Consider the following 18903-nt stretch of genomic DNA (forward strand, 5'->3'; position numbering starts at 1 on the left):
GCGGAGTTAAATCACTGATTTGCCCGACGGCGAAAGCGGAATGTTTTTTGCGCGAGGGCTGGACAGACTTTCGGTGATTTGCCCGTCGGGTTGTTATGTCGCACCCATTGTCTCCACATCGTCATTCCGGGGCGTCCGAAGGACGAGCCCGGAATCCATTGGGCCACATGCGCAGGCTGAGAAGTGGATTCCGGGCTCGCGCCATGGGGCGCGCCCCGGAATGACGGCGGAGTTTGAGGCTCGGGAGGTGGTGGGTTACGCTTCGCTAATTAGCTAATCCGCCTTACGATGCTGCGGCCGCGGCTGACAGGCGCGTAATCCAGCCGCTCCCCTGTTCACGCGGAGAGCTGCTTCTCGGCGATCGCGAACCACTCGGACTGGGCATTGCGCAGATATTTCGGCGCGCGCCGCATCTGGATCAGCAGTTCGTTGAAGACGACGCGCGCCTCGGCGGTACGGCCGGCCGTGCGCAGCAGCAGGCCGTAGCGGACCCGGGCCTCCGCACCAGGGAAATAGGCCGAGACCGCGTGATATTCCTCGAGCGCTTCGTCGATCCGCCCTATTTCGGCAAGCGCGCGGGCATAAAGCAGATGGCCCTCGGCGGATTCGAAGTCTGGCCATTGCTGTTTCAATTCGTCGAGCGTGGCCAGCGCATCGGCCGGCCGATTGCAGGCGAATTGCGCCTGCGCCTTGCCCAGCGCAAAGGCGGGATCGTGGCCCATCGGCAGCTTGAGGATGTCGTCGTAGTGGCGCTCGGCTTCCTCGAACCGCCCGATTTTCGCGCACTCCGCGGCCAGCGCGGCCCGGTTTGCGACGGTGTCCGTCACAGCCAATCGATCGGACAGTTCGCGATATTTCTTTTCCGGGTCGACACGATTGGCGATGCGCTGGCGCGCCCGCCGCGCGTCCGGCCCCTGATACCATTCCGGTATCAGCTCAACCACGATGTAGGCCAGCGCGCCAATCAGCGGTACCATGAGAATGATGAAGGCCCAGGGCTGCAAGCGGCCGGTGCGCGAGGCGTGATAGATCAGCGAGATATCGAGCAGCAAAATAACCAATGCAACGGGCATGGCGAATTCCGGCAAACTGAAATGGATCGTCTTAAATCGCCTGATTGATAACGTTGCAGGCGCGACCAGACAATCCCCGGTTGTCGCTTCTGCGCTTTCAATGTGAAGCACCGATGAAGGTCGATCCGCCTACTTCTGGTCGTCCGCCAGCAGCTTCCGATATTTCTCGACGTCGCGCGCGACGAGCTGTTGCAGCACGTCCGGCGCATGCTCGTTGGCGTCGGGCGCAACCGTCGAGAGGTCGGTGAAGCGCTTTTTCACCGCCTCGCTCTCCACGGCGGTCCGCGCCGCGGCGTTAAATTTGGCGATGATCTCGGGCGGCGTGCCCTTTGGCGCGAACAGGCCGTTCCAGCCCTGCGCCTCGAATTCAGGCAGGCCTGCTTCCGCCGAGGTCGGCAGATCGGGCAGCGTCGCGAGCCGCACGGTCGAGCCGACCACGAGCCCCCGCACCAGCTTCTCGTTGATCGCCTGCGATACCGAGGCCGCCGCATCGCAAACGCCGTCGATCTGGCCGCCGATCGCGTCCGTCAGCGCCGGCGACGCGCCGCGATAGCCGACCAGCGTCACGTCGATTCCGGCGGCGTTCACGAAACTTTTGCAGATCAGGTAATTCGATGAGCCGACGCCGGCATGGCCAAGATTGATCTTGCCGGGATTCTTCTTCGCGTAAGCGATGAACTCCTGCAAATCCTTGGCAGGAAAATCCTTGCGTAACGCAATGATGCCAAAGGTCTTTGCGACCACCGCGAACGGCACAAAGGAGTCCGGCGTGAACGGCAATTTCGGGTAGATCGTGTAGGTGGCGGCGCTGGTGCCGGCATTGCCGATCGCAATCGTGTAGCCGTCCGGCTCGGCACGCGCCGCCCGGGCCAGCGCGGTCGAGCCACCGGCGCCCGCGACATTCTCGATCACGATCGGCTGCCCCAGCGCCACGCTCATCTGCTCGGCAACCACGCGCGCAATCACGTCGGACGTGCCGCCGGCCGCGAACGGCACGATCATGGTGATGGGGTGTTTCGGGAAATCCTGGGCCTGCGCCGTCGTCGCAAGCCAAAGCGACGCAATCGCCGCGAGCCATCTCGCGACGACAGCCTTCACGCCGCCTTTTCCAGATGCTGGACCAGGCCCGCGAACAGGCCGCGGCCATCGGTGCAGCCCATGATGTCTTCGACGTGGTTTTCCGGATGCGGCATCATGCCGAGCACGTTGCCGCCGTCGTTGACGATCCCGGCGATCGATTGGGCGGCGCCGTTGATGTTGTGGCGCTCGTCGACCACGCCTTCCGGCGAGCAGTAGCGATAGAGCACCCGCCCCTCGCCTTCCAGCCGCTTGATCGTCTCTTCGTCCGCCTCGTAATTGCCCTCGCCGTGCGCGACCGGGACGCGGATCACCTGGCCGGCATTGTAGCCGCGGGTGAACGGCGTGTCGGAGCGTTCGACGCGCAGATGCACGTCGTGGCAGATGAACTTCAATCCCGCATTGCGCATCAGCACGCCCGGCAGCAGGCCCGATTCGCAGAGGATCTGAAAACCGTTGCAGACGCCGAGCACGAGCCCGCCTTTGCCGGCATAGTCGCGCACCGCGTCCATGATCGGCGCCCGCGCCGCAATCGCGCCGCAGCGCAGATAATCGCCATAGGAGAAGCCGCCGGGCACGACGACGAGGTCGGTGCCTTCAGGTAGCGAGGTCTCGGCATGCCAGACCATCGCCGGCTCCCTGCCCGAGATGAGCTTGAGCGCCCGCGCCATGTCGCGCTCGCGATTGATGCCGGGAAAGACGAGGACGGCGGATTTCATCAGAGCAGTTCGACCCGATAATTCTCGATCACGGTATTCGCGAGCAGCCTGTCCGCCGCATCCTTCAGAGCCGCTTCCGCCTTGGCGCGGTCGGAGCCGGCAAGCTCGATGTCGAACACCTTGCCCTGGCGGACGCTGGCGACGCCGTCGACGCCCAGCGATTTCAGGGCACCCTCGATCGCTTTACCCTGGGGATCGAGGATGCCGGATTTCAACGTAACGGTGACGCGTGCCTTCACTTAAACCTTGCCCCCTCAGCTCTTCACCAGCACCGGGCCCGAGCCGGCCGGCCGCTCGTTCTCCATGAGAATGCCGAGCCGCTTCGCCACCTCGGTATAGGCTTCCAGCAGCCCGCCGAGGTCGCGGCGGAAACGGTCCTTGTCGAGCTTCTCGTTCGACTTGATGTCCCACAGCCGGCAGGAATCCGGCGAGATCTCGTCGGCGACGATGATCCGCATCATTTCGTTCTCAAACAGCCGTCCGCATTCCATCTTGAAGTCGACCAGTCGGATGCCGATCCCCAGGAAAAGCCCGGTCAGGAAATCGTTGACGCGGATGGCGAGCGCCATGATGTCGTCGATCTCCTGCGGCGTCGCCCAGCCGAAAGCGGTGATGTGCTCTTCCGACACCATGGGGTCGTTGAGCTGGTCGTTCTTGTAGTAGAATTCGATGATCGAGCGCGGCAACTGGGTACCTTCCTCGATACCGAGCCGCTGTGACAGCGAGCCGGCGGCGACGTTGCGCACCACCACTTCCAGCGGCACGATCTCGACCTCGCGAATCAGCTGCTCGCGCATGTTGAGGCGGCGGATGAAGTGGGTCGGCACCCCGATGTCGTTGAGGTGCTGAAACAGGTACTCCGAAATCCGGTTGTTGAGGACGCCCTTGCCCTCGATCACCTGGTGTTTCTTGGCATTGAACGCGGTCGCGTCGTCCTTGAAGTGCTGGATGAGGGTTCCGGGCTCGGGACCTTCGTAAAGGACCTTGGCCTTGCCTTCATAAATGCGGCGTCGACGGCTCATTGGGATGTACCGTGTTTTGTTGAAATCCATGAATCTGGTGTGCTCCGGTTGACTAGGGATCGCGACCCACGACGGAGCTGCCGCGGAAGCCTGGAACCCCAAACAGAACAAGAACCAAGCCGTGTGGCAACCTATCCGATTGGCCCATCCAGCACAATCGACCCGGACCCTTTTGGCCGACTTATCCGCCTTGGATTAGGGCACCAAAATCTGCCATTCTGCCTGCGGCTTAACGGCTCCTTGTCTTGCCGATTCGTCCCTTCTATCTAGGCATCCGCCGGGGCTGCCGCAACGCAAGCTCCACCCGTCCGTCAGCAGTAATTGGAACCACCGATGACCACATTCGATAAGCGCGAGGAAGGTTTTGAGAAGAAATTCGCCCTCGACGAGGAGCAGAAATTCAAGGCCGAGGCGCGCCGCAACAAGTTATTAGGCATGTGGGCGGCGGAAAAGCTTGGCCTCGCGGGCGATGCCGCCAACACCTACGCCAAGGAAGTGGTCGCCGCCGATTTCGAGGAAGCCGGCGACCAGGACGTGCTGCAGAAGGTCTTCAAGGACCTCACCGCGAAGGGCGAGGCCATCACGGAAGCTCAAATCCGCGCCAAGATGGACGAACTGCTGGTCCAGGCCGTGGCGCAGGTGAAGTCAGGCGGTTAACGGCCTCCGTCATTCCGGGGCGTCCGAAGGACGAGCCCGGAATCCATTTCTCCGCCCGTGCAAGTGGTCCGATGGATTCCGGGTTCGCGCTATGCGCGCCCCGGAATGACGACGACAAGTGATCAACCTTCCTTAAATCCGTATTCCGGTACGTTGCCGCTGGCGCCGTAATATTTGAACGGCAGGAATTTTCCGGACATCGTGAACTTGACGCGATCACCCTTCGGATTGGGCAGGCGCTCCATCACCATGTCGAAATCGATCGCCGACATGATGCCGTCGCCGAACTCCTCCTCGATCAGCGCCTTCCAGGCCGGGCCGTTGACCATCACGAGCTCGTAGAAGCGGTAGATCAGGGGATCGGTCGGCGGCATCGGCACGCCCTCCCCGCGCATCGGCGTCTCGTTCAGCATCGCGATTTCGGATTTGGACAGGCCGAACAGCTCGCCGGCATTCGCGGCCTGGGGCTTGGTCAACTTCATCTGGCCGAGGACCGCGCCGACGATCAGCACCTCGGAATAGCCGCCGATCTCCTGGCAGATATATTTCCAGCTCCAGCCCTTCTCGCGCTTGATGTCGAGCAGCTTTTCGGTGAGGTCGGAACGTTTCATGTCAGGGTCTCCTTCTGCTCGTCATGCCCGGGCTCGTTCCGGGCATCCAGGTTGCTAATCGGGTTCAGGAAGACGTGGATGGCCGGGACAGGCCGGGCCATGACGTCTGGGTTGGCGGCTCGGCTTCCGACGCGATCGCCAATTCAGGCAGCCCGGGCCGTACTATGGGCACGTTGCGCGGGTCGTGATCGGTGGCATCAGCCGCAAAGCTCTTGCTGCGGCTGACCAGGAAATCGATGATGTGGTTGCGGAGCGCGTAGTAATAGGGATGGCGGTGCAGATCGATCCGGCCACGATCCTTGGGCAACGGATTTTCGACGATCTCGGCCAGGACCGCGCCGGGGCCGTTGGTCATCAGGAATATCTTGTCGGCGAGATAGATCGCCTCGTCGACGTCGTGGGTGATCATGAACGCGGTCTGCCCGGTCTCCAGACAAATGCGCCGAACCTCATCCTGCAGCGTACCGCGCGTCAGCGCGTCCAGCGCCGAGAACGGCTCGTCCATCAGCATGATCTTCGGCGTGATCGAGAGCGCACGCGCAATGCCGACGCGCTGCTTCATGCCGCCGGACAGTTCGGACGGGCGCTTGTGCTCCGAACCGGTGAGGCCGACGAGATCGATGAACTTCTGCGCGTGCGTCTTGACCTTGGCGCGATCCCATTTGCGCCATTTCGAGCTGACGGCGTAGGCGACATTGCCGAGCACGGTGCGCCAGGGCAACAGCGCATGGCTCTGGAAGATCACGGCGCGGTCAAGGCTCGTGCCCTCGATCGCCTGCCCGTCGACGATCACGGCGCCCTCGCTCGGCTCGTCGAGGCCGGCAAGGATGTTGAGCACCGTGGTCTTGCCGCAGCCGGAATGGCCGATCACACAGCCGAATTCGCCCCGCGCCATCGAGAGCCACAAGTCCTCGAACACGGTGGTGGTGCCGCCGACCGCGCCCGGATAACGCCGCGCGATGCCTTCGATCGAGATGAATTTGTCGGTCATCGCCCTACTCCGGAAACGTGACCATGCGCGTGAAGCGCGCGAGGATCTGGTCGAGCAGCATGCCGACGATCCCGATCATGAGGATCGCGATGATGACATTGGTGATCGAGAGGTTGTTCCACTCGTTCCAGACGAAATAGCCGATGCCGGTGCCGCCGACGAGCATCTCGGCGGCGACGATCACGAGCCAGGCGATGCCGATCGAGATCCGCATGCCGGTCAGAATTGTCGGCGCCGCGGCCGGCAGGATCACCGTGAAGGCGCGCCTGACTGTGCCAACCTCGAGCGTGCGTGCGACGTTGATCCATTCCTTGCGCACGCCGGCGACGCCGAACGCCGTGTTGAGCAGCATCGGCCACACCGAGCAGATGAAGATCACGAAGATCGCTGAAATCGAGGAATCCTTGATGGTGTAGAGCGCGAGCGGCATCCAGGCGAGCGGCGAGATCGGCTTCAAGACCTGGATGAACGGGTCGAGCGCCCTGCTGATCAACGGCGACATGCCGATCAGGAAGCCGAGCGGGATCGCGACTGATACCGCGATCAGATAGCCGAGCCCGACGCGGCCGATCGAATAAGCGAGCTGGATGCCAAGCCCCTTGTCGTTCGGCCCGTTGTCGTAGAACGGCCGCCTCAGGTGCTCCCACAATTTGGCGCCGACATCGAGCGGACCCGGCATCGCCGATTTGCCTTGCGTGGCGGTGAGCCCCATCAGCTTCGCGTATTCCGGGCTCATGTTCACGGCCGGACCGGTGCTGCGGGTCGCAAGATGCCAGACGCCGATGAAGGCGGCGAACAGCACAATCGAGACGATCGCCGCGCGCAGGCGAAGCGAGTTCATCTGCTCCTCCCCGTATGCGGGAGCACCTTCACGACGCCTTCCTGATCTTGAAGCTCGCGAGGTAATCGTCGGCCTTCGTGGGATCGAACGTCTTGCCCATCACTGCGAACGACTTGTACGTGGTTGTCGGCGCCGTGAGCCCCATCTCGGCCATCAGCTTGCCGGTGTCGGTGGCGAGATAGACCTGCTCGGCCACCGCCTTGTAATCGACGTCGCCCTTGATCTGACCCCAGCGCTTCATCTGGGTCATGATCCAGACGGCGAAGGACTGCCAGGGGAATGGATCGAAATCGACGCGGCCCGGCTGCGTGACGACATTGCCGAGACCGTCGGCGAAGGTGCCCGTCAGGATCTGCTCGAGCACGATCTGCGGCTGGTTCAGGTAGTTCGCCGGCGCGATCGCCTCCGCGATCTGCTTGCGGTTCTCGGCCTTGTGGGCGAACGCGGTGGCTTCGATGATCGATTTCAGGAGCGCGCCATAGGTATTCGGCATCGAGGTGACGAACTCCTTCGATGCCGCGAAGGCGCAGCAGGGATGGCCTTCCCAGATATCCTTGGTCAGGATGTGGATGAAGCCTGCGCCGTCATAGACCGCGCGCTGGTTCATCGGATCGGGCCCAAGGAAACCGTCGATATTGTCGGCGCGCAGATTGGCGACCATCTCCGGTGGCGGCACCGCGCGGATCTGCACATCGACGTCGGGGTCGAGGCCGTGTTCGGCGAGATAGTAGCGCAGCAGATAATTGTGCATCGAATAGTCGAAGGGTACGGCGAACTTGAAGCCCTTCCAATCCTTGGGATCGCGCTTGTCCTTGTGCTTGATCGAAAGCGTGATCGCCTGACCGTTGATATTCTCGACCGCCGGCATCGTGTAGGGCAGCGGGTTGGAGCCGACGCCCATGGTGATGGCGAGCGGCATCGGCGACAGCATGTGCGCGGCGTCGTATTCCTTGTTGATGGTCTTGTCGCGGATCACGGCCCAGCCGGCGGTCTTGATCACCTCCACGTTCAGTCCGTGCTTGGCGTAGAAGCCCATCGGCGCGGCCATGATGATCGGGGTCGCGCAGGTGATCGGAATGAAGCCGACCTTGAGGTCCTTCTTCTCAGGCGCAGCGCCTTGCGCGAAGACCTCGGTCGCCGCCTTGATCGGGAAGAACTGCGACAGCGCCGCGAGCGCCGTGGAGGCGCCGACCGACTTCAGGAACGCGCGCCGGGTCGCGTCCTGCGGAAACACCGCGCGCATCACGGCTGAGGCGACGACGCCCTCGTAGCGCCTGTCCTCGCTTTCCGCGGGCTCGCAGCGCAGCGCCAGCGCCTCATTCCGGTGCTCGGCTTCGCTGAGATGGCGACCGCAACTGCAGCCGGTGCGGAGATTGCGATCGGGATCGAATGGATTGTCGAAGATGGACATCGGACCTCCTGCGCGGCGTTTGCCGTGGATTTACGCAAGGTCCGTGCCAGCCTCTTTTTTGAGCCGATGGCATTGATGTCGCAGGCTTTTATCCGTGCCCTGGGCGACTACAAAAACTCGTGATACACGAAAAATCGTAATCAAATTACGATTTTTCGGGGCGACCTGCACGATGGACCTGGCTCTCAGCGCAACGGCGAGCGCGCACGATGCGGACCTGCGTGCCGCCGCCTTCGAGTGCTCGATCGAGCCGACGCTGCTGCTCGATCCCCATGCCGACGTGATCCTCGACGCCAACCCCGCCGCCTGCTCGCTGCTCGGCTACGACCGCGCGCTGCTGCGCCAGACCAAGGTGAGCGCGCTGCACGCAGGCCAATTGCCGGCCCTGATCGTCTTCACCCAGGCGGTGCTCGACAAGGGCGCGTATTGGACCGATGCGCTGACACCGCGGCATGCGACCGGACAGAATCTCAGGATCGAATATGCCGGCTGCGTGGTGCCGCATGACGGGCGCACGCTGATGCTGCTGACGATGAGCGACCTCGACGCGCGCCGCCGGCGCTATGTCGATGCCGCCGCCGAGGACCACATGCGCAGCGGCATTGCCACCTGGCAGCGGGTCGAGCGGGTCTTCCAGGACATCGAGCGCGAGAACCAACTGATCCTGCGCGCCGCCGGCGAAGGCATTTATGGCGTGAACGCGGAAGGAAACACCACGTTCGTCAACCCGGCCGCCGAACGGATGCTGGGCTGGACCGCCGAGGAACTGGTCGGCAAGGAGATCCACCCGGTCGTCCATCACACCCATCATGACGGGCGGCACTATCCCGATCATGATTGCCCGATCTATGCGGCGTTCCGCGACGGCGCCGTGCACCAGGTCGACGGCGAAGTGTTCTGGCGCAAGGATGGCTCGCCGGTCTGGGTCGAATACACCTCGACGCCGATCCGCGACCGCGGCGTCGTGGTTGGCGCCGTCGTGGTGTTTCGCGACGTCAGCCAGCGGCGCGAGGCGGACGAGAAGCTGCATGCGGCGCTTGCCGAGGTCGATCGGCTGCGCGAGCGGCTGGAGCTGGAAAACGCCTACCTGCAGGAAGAAATCCGGATCGAGACCAATCCGCGCGGCATCATCGGCCAGAGCGAGGCGATCCAGAAGACGCTGCGCCAGGTCAAGCTGGTGGCGCCGACGTCAGCGGCGGTGATGATCACGGGCGAGTCCGGCACCGGCAAGGAGTTGATCGCGCGCGCCATCCATGAGGCGAGCAGCCGCTCCGACCGGCCGCTGATCCGCGTCAACTGCGCCGCGATCCCGCGCGAGCTGTTCGAGAGCGAGTTCTTCGGTCATGTCCGCGGCGCCTTCACGGGCGCCACGCGCGATCGCATCGGCCGATTCGAGCTGGCCGACGGCGGCACGCTGTTTCTAGACGAGGTCGGCGAAATCCCGCTGGAGCTGCAGGGCAAGCTGCTGCGCGTGCTGCAGGAGGGCAATTTCGAGCGGGTCGGCGAGGAGCGCACCCGCACCGTGGATGTGCGGCTGATCGCCGCCACCAACCGCGACCTCAAGCAGGAGGTGCAGCGCGGCCGGTTTCGCGAGGATCTCTATTTCCGCCTCAATGTGTTTCCGATCGAGTCGGTACCCTTGCGCGAGCGTCGCGAGGACATTCCACTGCTGGCGCAGCATTTCCTGAGCAGCGAAAGCAAGGCGCTGAAATCCGATCTGCGCCTGTCGGAGGGCGACGCCAGGCGCCTTGCCCGCTACGACTGGCCGGGCAATGTCCGCGAACTGCAGAACGTGATCGAGCGCGCGGCGATCCTCGCCCAGAACGGGCGCCTGCGCATCGACCTGCCCGATGCGTCCGGCAGCCAGTCTTCGGCCGGCTCGGCCCGCGTGAAGGCCGACGCGCGTCCCACAGTGATGACGGCGGCCGAGCTGCGCGATCACGAGCGCGCCAACATCGTCGCGGCGCTCGAGGCCTGCGCCGGCAAGGTGTTCGGCCCCGGCGGTGCGGCCGAAATGCTCGACATGAAGCCGACCACGCTGGCCTCGCGGATCAAGGCGCTCGGAATTGCTGGACGGCAGCGGCCGGTTTACCCCTCGTCAAGCACGGCGAGAGATCGGGGCGCGCCTTAAAAGCCTGTTAGGCGGGCGCGGTGTTGTTGTACCCCCGGGAAGACGGCGGGAAGACGGGGGTGCTCTGCAATGAAGTCGGACAAGGGACCTTACAGCCGGCCGCGCTGGGGCGTGACGCGCTGGCTGGCCGACGCCGGTCCCGGCGCGCCCGAGGATATCCGCGCGGCGCTGATCGCCGACCTCCACGGATCGCTACCGGTCTTCGCGGCCGGCGCGGTCAACACGATGGCGGTGGCAGGCGTGATCGCGATCCGGCAACCGACCGCATTGTTCATCGCCTGGTTCAGCCTCGAAGTCGCGATTTGCCTCGCCCGCCTCACGGTATTGGTCGTCGCCCATCGCCGGGCGCGTGGCCGGCGCCAGACCCCGACCGACCTGCATGTGCTGCTCGCGGTCGCCTGGAGCGCCAGCGTCGGGTTCGGCGTGGTCGTCAGCCTCGCCAGCGGCGACCGGGTCGTCGCGCTGCTCGCCTGCCTGTCGGCGGCGGCGATGGTTGGCGGCATCTGCTTCCGCAATTTCAGCGCGCCGCGATTGGCCGGGACGATGATCCTGCTCGCCCTCGGCCCGATCGTCCCGGGCGCCGCGCTCGCCGGCGAGCCGCTGCTTTACCTCGTGTTTCTACAGGTGCCGCTCTATCTCGCGGCGATGACGGACGCAGCCTTCCGGCTGAACAGGATGCTGATCGCGACCATGCGCGCCGAGCGCGAGAACGGCCACATGGCGCAGCACGACGCGCTCACGGGCCTGTGGAATCGCGCCGGTTTCGTCGATGCCCTCAACAGGAAGCTGGAGGCCTCCAGTCGCGACGAGGGCTCCTTTGCCGTGCTGTTCTTCGATCTCGACAATTTCAAGCCGATCAACGACACCTTCGGGCACGCGGCCGGGGACAAGGTGCTCCAACTGGTCGCCGACCGGCTCCGCCGCGCCCTGCCCAATAGCGCCGTCATCGCGCGCATGGGCGGCGACGAATTCGTGGTGCTGGCCGACAGCATCACCGCGGAGCAGGCGCTCGCGATCGGACATCGGATCATCGACGAGGTCGCGATGTCCTATGGGCTGGGCGAGAAGATTTGCGTCCAGGTCGGCGTCAGCGTCGGCGTTGCGATGTCGCCGGAGCACGGCACGGAGGCCGAGGAGTTGCTCTCGGCCGCCGATACCGCGCTCTATGAAGCGAAATCCACCGGCAAGTCCCGCTGCTGCCTCGCTTCCTTCGAGATCAACCTCGCCGCCCTGCGCCGGCTCCAACACAGCAACGCGGCCAAGGGCGCCGGGATGGCGGCCTAGAATTTGAGAAGTCTCGTAGCCCGGGTGGAGCGCAGCGCAACCCGGGGGGGCGGTTCGCAAACGCTGACGCAGATGTCCCGGGTTACGCTGGCGCTCCACCCGGGCTACGGAGCTACTCACTGGACCGGCAGGTTCGATGCGAGCCGGTCCAGTTCGCCGGCCAGATCGCGCTCGACTTCGGCCGCGCGCAGGTTGAGGACGCGATAGTCTCGCTCCTCCAGCCATTCCCGTCGCTTGGCCCGGTCGGCAACAATCGTCTCGCTCTCGTCAGGGTTTTCCAGCTCGATCGCGATCCGGTGGATGAAGGAGACGAAATCGGGGATATGCCGCCCCACCGGGGTCTGGCGCTTGAACAGGCCGGCGAAGCGGCGATCCTTGGTCAGGGCCTGCCACAGGATGCGCTCGGCATCGGTCGGGTTGCGCCGGAGCAGCCGCGCCAGCCCGCGCACTGTGCTGCTGGCATCGGCGGAGGCGCCGCCGCCCTGCCCCTGCTCGGCCAACAGCGCACGGAGCCGGGTCGCCTGCTCGCCGTCGAGCACGCCGCCCTTGGCCGGCCCCTTGCGTCCCTCGGCGATCGCCATGATCACCCCGTGCAGGGTATGCATGTCCTGCTTGGTCGGCTCCATCCGGGTGAAGATGTTGCGCAGGTTGACCAGCATGGTGTCGCGCTTCTCGCGCGGCCGCAGGAACTCGACCTTATCGAGCTCGGCGACCAGATTGTCGAAGAAGGCCTGGACCTGGTGCTGCGAGGCGCGCTCAGATCGCTCTGGCATTACGAACGGCAGCCCGCCCGACGTCGCGAGCTTGAACCACTCATAGCCCATCAGCAGCACCGCCTGGGCCAGGTTCAGCGAGGCAAAGCCGGGATTGACCGGGAAGGTGACGATGCGGTTGGCTAGCGCGACCTCCTCGTTGGTCAGGCCGGCGCGCTCGCGACCGAACAGGATGCCGGCCCCGCCGCCATCGGCCACATGCGTCACGATCTCGCGCGCGGCCGCCTCTGGCCCGACCACCGGCTTGGCCTGGTCATGCGCACGGGCGGTAGTGGCATAGAGCAGGTCGAGATCGGCGACCGCCTGCGCGACGGTGTCGAACAACTCGACCCCGTCGAGGATATGGTCGGCGCCGGCGGCGGCGCGCTGCGCGGCGATGTTCGGCCAGCCGTCGCGCGGATTGACCAGCCGGAGCCGCGACAGCGCAAAATTGCCCATCGCACGCGCAGCCATGCCGATGTTCTCGCCAAGCTGCGGTTCGACCAGGATCACCACGGGACCCCTGAGGTCGTGGCCGGTCTTGGTCTTGTCGGTGCCGGACATCTTAGAACTTCGCTTCCTGATTCAATCTCTGAACAATCTGATTCAGGTCCTGAAGGAGTTGAATCAGAGTGCCAAGTTTCCTGCTGCGCCCGGATTGCCCCGCGGGCGCAAATTTCTCAAGCGGAATAATGGCTTTACGGCTGTTCTTGAATCTTCATCCGAAACCTGAGATGCGAAGCGTCGCAACCCCACTTCCACTCTTCCGCTGCCGCCTGAAGCATGAGACATAGCGGCGGCATTCTCGGCTAAAAGATGAGCCGAAACTGCATAACCCCTTGGCTTCCGCCGGCGCTTTCCCGGTGCTATAGCCCCGAGGATAATCCGCTAGTCGCGCCCGAAAGCGCGCTGTTCCCCCAAGAGGCCCTATTCCCATGGCAAAAATCAAGGTGACCAACCCCGTCGTCGAACTCGATGGCGACGAGATGACCCGGATCATCTGGCAGTACATCAAGGACAAGCTGATCCACCCGTTCCTTGACATCAACCTGATGTATTTCGACCTGGGGATGGAGTACCGCGACAAGACCAACGACAAGGTCACGATCGATGCGGCGGAAGCGATCAAGAAGGTCGGCGTCGGCGTCAAATGCGCCACCATCACCCCGGACGAAGCCCGCGTGAAGGAATTCGGCCTCAAGGAGATGTGGAAGTCGCCGAACGGCACCATCCGCAACATCCTGGGCGGCGTGATCTTCCGCGAGCCGATCATCTGCAAGAACGTGCCGCGCCTGGTTCCCGGCTGGACCAAGCCGATCATCATCGGCCGCCACGCCTATGGCGACCAGTACCGCGCCACCGACATCAGGTTCCCCGGCAAGGGCACCCTCTCGCTGAAATTCGTCGGCGAGGACGGCACCGTGATCGAGAAGGAAGTGTTCAAGACGCCCGGCGCCGGCGTCGCGATGGAGATGTACAATCTCGACGACTCCATCGTCGACTTCGCCCGCGCCTCCTTCAATTACGGCCTGATGCGGAACTATCCGGTCTACCTCTCGACCAAGAACACCATCCTCAAGGTCTATGACGGCCGCTTCAAGGACATCTTCCAGGATGTCTTCGACCGCGAATTCAAGAAGGAGTTCGACGCGAAGGGACTTACCTACGAGCACCGCCTGATCGACGACATGGTGGCCTCGGCCCTGAAATGGTCCGGCGGCTATGTCTGGGCCTGCAAGAACTATGACGGCGACGTGCAGTCCGACACCGTGGCGCAGGGCTATGGCTCGCTCGGCCTGATGACCTCGGTGCTGCTCACACCCGACGGTAAGACTGTGGAAGCCGAAGCTGCCCACGGCACGGTGACCCGGCACTACCGCGAGCACCAGAAGGGCAAGGAGACCTCGACCAACTCGATCGCCTCGATCTTCGCCTGGACCCGTGGCCTCGCCCACCGCGCCAAGCTCGACAACAACGTTGAGCTTGCGAAGTTCGCCGACACGCTGGAGAAGGTCTGCGTCCAGACCGTCGAGGACGGCTATATGACCAAGGACCTCGCGCTCCTGGTCGGCGCCGACCAGCGCTGGCTGTCGACCACCGGCTTCCTCGACAAGGTCGCCGAGAACCTCACCAAGGCGACGGCGGCCTAAGCCGCCTTTGCACTCGCGAAGCTCTATCACCCGTCATTGCGAGCCAACGGGTCGAAGCAAGCGTCGCCCGATGACAGGCTCCGCGAAGCAATCCATCTACCCCCGCGGCACTATGGATTGCTTCGTCGCTTCGCTCCTCGCAATGACGGAATTTGGCAAGCGCCGTTCCAATAAGGGCATCTAATGCCGTCGCTTAGGACAGCCACGATCGCCCTTCTACTAATGGGTTCCGTGACGGAGGCTTCCGCCGCGGAATCCCTCCCCGAGACCATCGCCGCGCCGGGTGAAGCGGTCGTGCTCAGCGTCCACGCCGAAGGCGCGCAGGTCTACGAGTGCAAGGCTGGCCTCGAAGGCAAGCTGGCCTGGGCCTTTCGCGAACCGATCGCAACGCTGATGGCCGACGGCAAGACCGTCGGCCGCCACTATGCCGGACCGAACTGGGAGCATGTCGACGGCAGCGTCGTGCTCGGCCGGACTTCCGGCAGTGCGCCCGGCGCGACGCCGAACGACATTCCCTGGCTCAAGCTCGAAGTGATCTCGCGGCGCGGCAGCGGCACGCTGTCCGGGGTCACCACGGTGCAGCGGATCAACACCGCGGGTGGCATCCTCGAAGGCCCCTGCGACAAGGCCGGCGCGACCCACAGCGCGCCATACTCCGCGGACTACGTGTTTCTCCGCAAGGAGGACTCACGCCATCAGTGATCCCAGAAAACGGATCGCCGGGATGCTCGGCAGGAACGCATAGGCGCCGCCCCGAGTCCGGACGAATCGCGGCAACCCTCGCAGCCGGATCGTCGTGCCGGATTTGAGCGGCAAGTCGAACCAGCTCGTGCCAGGATCGTTCGCGCCTGTGATCGGATCGTTGGAGCCGGTGATGCGCGGATCCTGGAGACCAAGATTCAGCCAATCACAGGACATGGCTTCGAACTGTGCGCCGAGACTCGCCCCAATGAAGTTGCCGAGCAGGCCCCGTTCCGGTTCGGGTTTGCTCGGATCACGAGGCTTCGCCGGATCATAGAGTGGTCCATAGGGCATCCCACGCCGAACAAGACGCCGACTGTTGTTCGCCACCCGTTGCACGATCTGGCCGCCCCGCGGGTTGCTCCGCCGGATATGCGCCCCAAAGGGGCAGCGGGAGTCGCCAACGTAGTCAAAATTCGCCTGATCCACTTTGGGATCAGGCGCATCCGGGGACAGCGCCATCGGCGTGCCATCGCGCCACCGGCCGCACAGGTGGGCAGCGACGACCTCGCGCAAGGCCGCGTGACGTGACAGGCCTTCGATTGACAAGGCTTGGCCGATTTTCGCTTCAGCACCAGGTGGCAGCAACTCGTCGATTTGCGGGCGTGTGAGCAAATCCGACGCGGCTCGGTCGAGATACTCCTCAAAGCCAACCACATCCTGTTCCAGCACGCGAAAGGCATTAAAGGTGCCGTTGTGTCCCAACGCTTCGGGTTGAGGCACCCGCCACGTCAAACCTTCGAAGTTGGTCGGATGTCCCAGCAACACGGTGCCGAGCGGCGCCTTGGGTTGTCCGTCTTCATAGCGTTGTCCGTCATGAACCTCCGCGAATCTCGGTTGCATGATGTTGTCGCGATACCCGAAGTGAACGACGTCGTTGGGGAAGGCGCAGCCCTCAAGTGCACCGAGCAGCCTGAAGGCCTTTCCGTCGGTGAGGGCGCGCTGCTGGATTTGGTCGAGCTGCGCGACTTCGTCGGCGTAGATCGTGGCGATGAGATGGATCCGCTTGGGGGCATCGAAGGGAGCTGGCCAGGTTTCCGGCGCGCTCGGCCCGACATCGCCAAGCTTCAAGGCGCGGGCGTTCATGCCTTCGATGAATTCATTCGGAAACATTTCAAGTGAAGAATTCGGCGCGCCGAGGGCGCGCAGTCCCTCGTAGGTCAGGCCAATGTTGAAACAGGTGTCCGGCTTGGTTCTCCCCCAATTCCCGGTCGTTATCTGCGGAACATCGTCGCCGCGCCCGGATGTCGAGGCGGCGAGCCAGCGCCGGACAGCGATGCGATCGGCGACTTCAAGAATGAGGTAGCGCACGCGAGGCTTGCGATAGCCACGCAAAATATTGCCCTGTACATCAGCGGCGTCGAATACTGCGCTCACCAGCCTATCCCCAGTTGGTTGCGGACCTGAGCCGCCGAAAATCCGGGATAAGCCCGGTAGCCGCTGCCGAGCGAAACGTTCGCGTTGACGCGGAGCTGGAGGACCACTTTGCGCGGAAGCAGGCGCAAATCGTCATTGCCTGATGCGGCCTTGTCGCCGTTCAAAGCTTCCTGGTCTCTCAGAAGATCGGTGGCCGTGTCCGGCACCTGGTACAGGTCGCGCTCGTGCACCCATTGGATGAACGCCTCGACATTATGCTCGCAGGGAATCACGGCCTCCCCTCCTTCGACAAGTTCGACCACGGCGTTGAACACGCTGCCGATCGTGGCGATGAAGTCTCGAATGTAGTTGGTGAAGTCTCCGTCGTAGACGGAGAACATGCAAATATTGTCGCCGACGATGACGAAGCGCGCAAAGTGCACCGTGCCGACATTGTCCAATCCGGCATATATCGCATCCTTGTTTTGCGCGATCGCTAGCGCTGCCTTCGCTCTGCCGATCGGCGACTTCTCCTTCAGCGGCATGATCAGGTTCATCATGCACTGGAGATTGTCGCCAGGCTGGATCGATGGGTGGGGACCACCGGGCAGCGGCTTCACCGGCATGCGCCACGCCCAGTAAGGCACCAGGACCCACGACGCCAGGTGCTGGAATACGCGCGTCTCGGGCAACCCGTTAACAAACCGATCGAACCATCCTTCCGCACCCGGCATCAGCTTAACTCCACCTGAAAGGGCACCCGTCGCGCATTTCACGCGAGACTTCATAAGCGCACCGGCGGGCGTGGAGGATCGGATCCCCGGAGGGCTCGATGCCATGTACGAGACGCCAGGGATTAAAACTGATGCGTTCGCCGTCCGCGACCTGATCCTTGGCGAGATTGGTGAGCGTAAGGGTGCCCATGACGACCCGGACTCGCCTGGCCGGCCAAGGCTTTGTGGGATCGTCGAGCGCGTCGCCCGCTTCGCCGATTGTCATCATCAGCATGAACCGGGCCGGCCACCGCCGCAGGCGCTCTTCAAGTTCATGGCGCAGATATTTATCGACCGGCGTAGCAACGGGATCGGTCGTACGAACGCCTGCAACCGGCTGCCAGGAAAAGCGAACGGGACGACGTACTCCATGGGGATCTTCCACCATGAAGGTGTGGATGGCGTGATAGGTCGCGCGGGCATAGCTCACCGGGGCGCCGATCACCCCGGCTTCGAACACCGCCAACTGGGCGAACCGGCGCCGATTGGCGTAATTGAGTATTCCCGCACCGTCACTCGTCGTTTGCTTCGGGTACGGGTCGCGAGCAGGCTCCTTGAGCTGCAACATGTCGAGAATCTTCCGCCACGGGGATTCTCTTTGAACCGGCTGCTGCCGCGCGACCTTGGTGAACTCGAAAAAGTCCTCAACATTGCGGGCGAAGAATTCGGCGAGCGTCGTAGCGATCAGGTCGGCTGCCGTCCCGTCCTGCAGGTGGAAACGTGTCGCCATTCCCCGAACATCGGACCATCCATCATGCTGCTTCGGCCCCCCTTGTCCGTTGGAGAACCTCACCGACACGCGAATGCGCTGTCCCTTGAAGTGCTCTGCGATGCAATAGTTGCGCGCCACGTCCGAAGCCATGAAATAGCCGTCTACGCCCACGCCGATCGTGTGCACCGGCCTTTGCCCGGGGGCAGGCTCCGGCAAATTGGCAATGATGGCGTCGACGAGCCGCCCTGCTACCGATGAATCGCCCATGCCCCCTCCATTGCGAACGGACCGGCATCCCAGGTGCCGTTGGCGCTTGACGCGTTAGCGATGTCGATCGAATTCAGCCTGCGCCCACCGCCAAACCTTACATTTGATCGCAAGTCGGACATGTGACGTAGTTCACAAATTAGCCGAACGAAGCGCCAAGCAATTCGGATCTGACAGCAGTGATCGACGTGCTCCAGACGGTGCTCGCGCACCGATAAAACGATCGGCTGAGTGCATGTCCTTGCGGTGCAACAGTCCGGATTTGGCCCAGGCCGTGTGAAAATGGTGCAACTTGGAGCGCACTGGCGCATTTCGTGGCCGCCGAGCTTCTAATT

At 63.5% G+C, this 18903-nt stretch carries 18 protein-coding genes; 5 read left to right on the forward strand and 13 right to left on the reverse strand.

Going from position 1 to position 18903, the window contains the following annotated elements; genetic code table 11:
- Positions 1 to 335: 335 nt before the first annotated feature.
- The 5 genes from OZ411_RS40385 to purC all read right to left on the reverse strand — a co-directional run bounded on the left by OZ411_RS40385 (position 336) and on the right by purC (position 3891).
- The gene (locus OZ411_RS40385) at positions 336 to 1073 is read right to left on the reverse strand and encodes a tetratricopeptide repeat protein (protein WP_282532396.1); all 738 of its coding nucleotides are present in this window, start codon (positions 1071 to 1073) and stop codon (positions 336 to 338) included.
- A 129-nt stretch (positions 1074 to 1202) separates the two neighbouring features.
- Positions 1203 to 2171, reverse strand: coding sequence for a tripartite tricarboxylate transporter substrate binding protein BugD (locus tag OZ411_RS40390; protein ID WP_282532397.1), 969 nt, complete (start codon positions 2169 to 2171; stop codon positions 1203 to 1205).
- The gene (purQ, locus tag OZ411_RS40395) at positions 2168 to 2869 is read right to left on the reverse strand and encodes a phosphoribosylformylglycinamidine synthase subunit PurQ (RefSeq protein WP_282532398.1); all 702 of its coding nucleotides are present in this window, start codon (positions 2867 to 2869) and stop codon (positions 2168 to 2170) included. Before purQ ends, OZ411_RS40390 begins: the two co-directional genes overlap by 4 nt.
- A complete protein-coding gene (gene purS / locus OZ411_RS40400; RefSeq protein WP_282532399.1) occupies positions 2869 to 3108 on the reverse strand; it encodes a phosphoribosylformylglycinamidine synthase subunit PurS in 240 nt (79 codons plus the stop codon). The genes purQ and purS overlap by 1 nt, the downstream gene beginning before the upstream one ends.
- Positions 3109 to 3123: 15 nt before the next feature.
- Entirely contained in the window at positions 3124 to 3891 is a 768-nt protein-coding gene (purC, locus tag OZ411_RS40405) for a phosphoribosylaminoimidazolesuccinocarboxamide synthase (protein ID WP_008974302.1), read from the reverse strand.
- A 333-nt stretch (positions 3892 to 4224) separates the two neighbouring features.
- On the opposite strand from purC, the gene OZ411_RS40410 reads away from it, so the two are divergent.
- Complete coding sequence (locus OZ411_RS40410) at positions 4225 to 4548, forward strand: DUF1476 domain-containing protein (RefSeq protein ID WP_282532400.1); 324 nt, start codon at positions 4225 to 4227, stop codon at positions 4546 to 4548.
- Positions 4549 to 4670: 122 nt separating this feature from the next.
- On the opposite strand, the gene cynS is transcribed toward OZ411_RS40410, so the two are convergent.
- The 4 genes from cynS to OZ411_RS40430 all read right to left on the reverse strand — a co-directional run bounded on the left by cynS (position 4671) and on the right by OZ411_RS40430 (position 8402).
- A complete protein-coding gene (gene cynS, locus OZ411_RS40415) occupies positions 4671 to 5159 on the reverse strand; it encodes a cyanase (RefSeq protein WP_282532401.1) in 489 nt (162 codons plus the stop codon).
- A 64-nt stretch (positions 5160 to 5223) separates the two neighbouring features.
- Positions 5224 to 6150, reverse strand: a complete 927-nt coding sequence (locus OZ411_RS40420; protein ID WP_282532402.1) for an ABC transporter ATP-binding protein — start codon at positions 6148 to 6150, stop codon at positions 5224 to 5226.
- Between the two features lie 4 nt (positions 6151 to 6154).
- Positions 6155 to 6991, reverse strand: coding sequence for a nitrate ABC transporter permease (gene ntrB, locus OZ411_RS40425; RefSeq protein ID WP_130582478.1), 837 nt, complete (start codon positions 6989 to 6991; stop codon positions 6155 to 6157).
- Between the two features lie 28 nt (positions 6992 to 7019).
- A complete protein-coding gene (locus tag OZ411_RS40430) occupies positions 7020 to 8402 on the reverse strand; it encodes a CmpA/NrtA family ABC transporter substrate-binding protein (RefSeq protein WP_130582479.1) in 1383 nt (460 codons plus the stop codon).
- A 172-nt stretch (positions 8403 to 8574) separates the two neighbouring features.
- On the opposite strand from OZ411_RS40430, the gene OZ411_RS40435 reads away from it, so the two are divergent.
- Positions 8575 to 10533 (forward strand): sigma 54-interacting transcriptional regulator, encoded by a 1959-nt coding sequence (locus OZ411_RS40435; RefSeq protein WP_282532403.1) that lies wholly within the window; start codon positions 8575 to 8577, stop codon positions 10531 to 10533.
- A gap of 69 nt (positions 10534 to 10602) precedes the next feature.
- Positions 10603 to 11817 carry a GGDEF domain-containing protein gene (locus tag OZ411_RS40440; protein WP_282532404.1) on the forward strand — a complete coding sequence of 405 codons (1215 nt, stop codon included), beginning with the start codon at positions 10603 to 10605 and terminating at the stop codon, positions 11815 to 11817.
- Positions 11818 to 11933: 116 nt separating this feature from the next.
- Here the strand turns inward: OZ411_RS40440 and OZ411_RS40445 are convergent, their stop codons facing one another.
- The gene (locus OZ411_RS40445) at positions 11934 to 13133 is read right to left on the reverse strand and encodes a TrmJ/YjtD family RNA methyltransferase (protein WP_282532405.1); all 1200 of its coding nucleotides are present in this window, start codon (positions 13131 to 13133) and stop codon (positions 11934 to 11936) included.
- Positions 13134 to 13504: 371 nt separating this feature from the next.
- Between OZ411_RS40445 and OZ411_RS40450 the strand changes: the two genes are divergently transcribed.
- Both OZ411_RS40450 and OZ411_RS40455 read left to right on the forward strand, forming a co-directional pair.
- Complete coding sequence (locus tag OZ411_RS40450) at positions 13505 to 14719, forward strand: NADP-dependent isocitrate dehydrogenase (RefSeq protein WP_282532406.1); 1215 nt, start codon at positions 13505 to 13507, stop codon at positions 14717 to 14719.
- Between the two features lie 222 nt (positions 14720 to 14941).
- Entirely contained in the window at positions 14942 to 15421 is a 480-nt protein-coding gene (locus OZ411_RS40455) for a DUF3455 domain-containing protein (protein ID WP_282532407.1), read from the forward strand.
- On the opposite strand, the gene OZ411_RS40460 is transcribed toward OZ411_RS40455, so the two are convergent.
- The 3 genes from OZ411_RS40460 to OZ411_RS40470 are packed head-to-tail and all read right to left on the reverse strand — an operon-like array spanning position 15407 to position 18568.
- Positions 15407 to 16837, reverse strand: a complete 1431-nt coding sequence (locus tag OZ411_RS40460) for a hypothetical protein (RefSeq protein ID WP_282532408.1) — start codon at positions 16835 to 16837, stop codon at positions 15407 to 15409. The genes OZ411_RS40455 and OZ411_RS40460 overlap by 15 nt on opposite strands.
- Positions 16834 to 17550 (reverse strand): hypothetical protein, encoded by a 717-nt coding sequence (locus tag OZ411_RS40465; RefSeq protein ID WP_282532409.1) that lies wholly within the window; start codon positions 17548 to 17550, stop codon positions 16834 to 16836. Before OZ411_RS40465 ends, OZ411_RS40460 begins: the two co-directional genes overlap by 4 nt.
- Before the next feature lie 4 nt (positions 17551 to 17554).
- Positions 17555 to 18568, reverse strand: coding sequence for a catalase (locus tag OZ411_RS40470; protein WP_282532410.1), 1014 nt, complete (start codon positions 18566 to 18568; stop codon positions 17555 to 17557).
- Positions 18569 to 18903 lie beyond the last annotated feature (335 nt).

The sequence above is a fragment of the Bradyrhizobium sp. Arg237L genome (assembly GCF_029990105.1).
Taxonomy (GTDB): domain Bacteria; phylum Pseudomonadota; class Alphaproteobacteria; order Rhizobiales; family Xanthobacteraceae; genus Bradyrhizobium.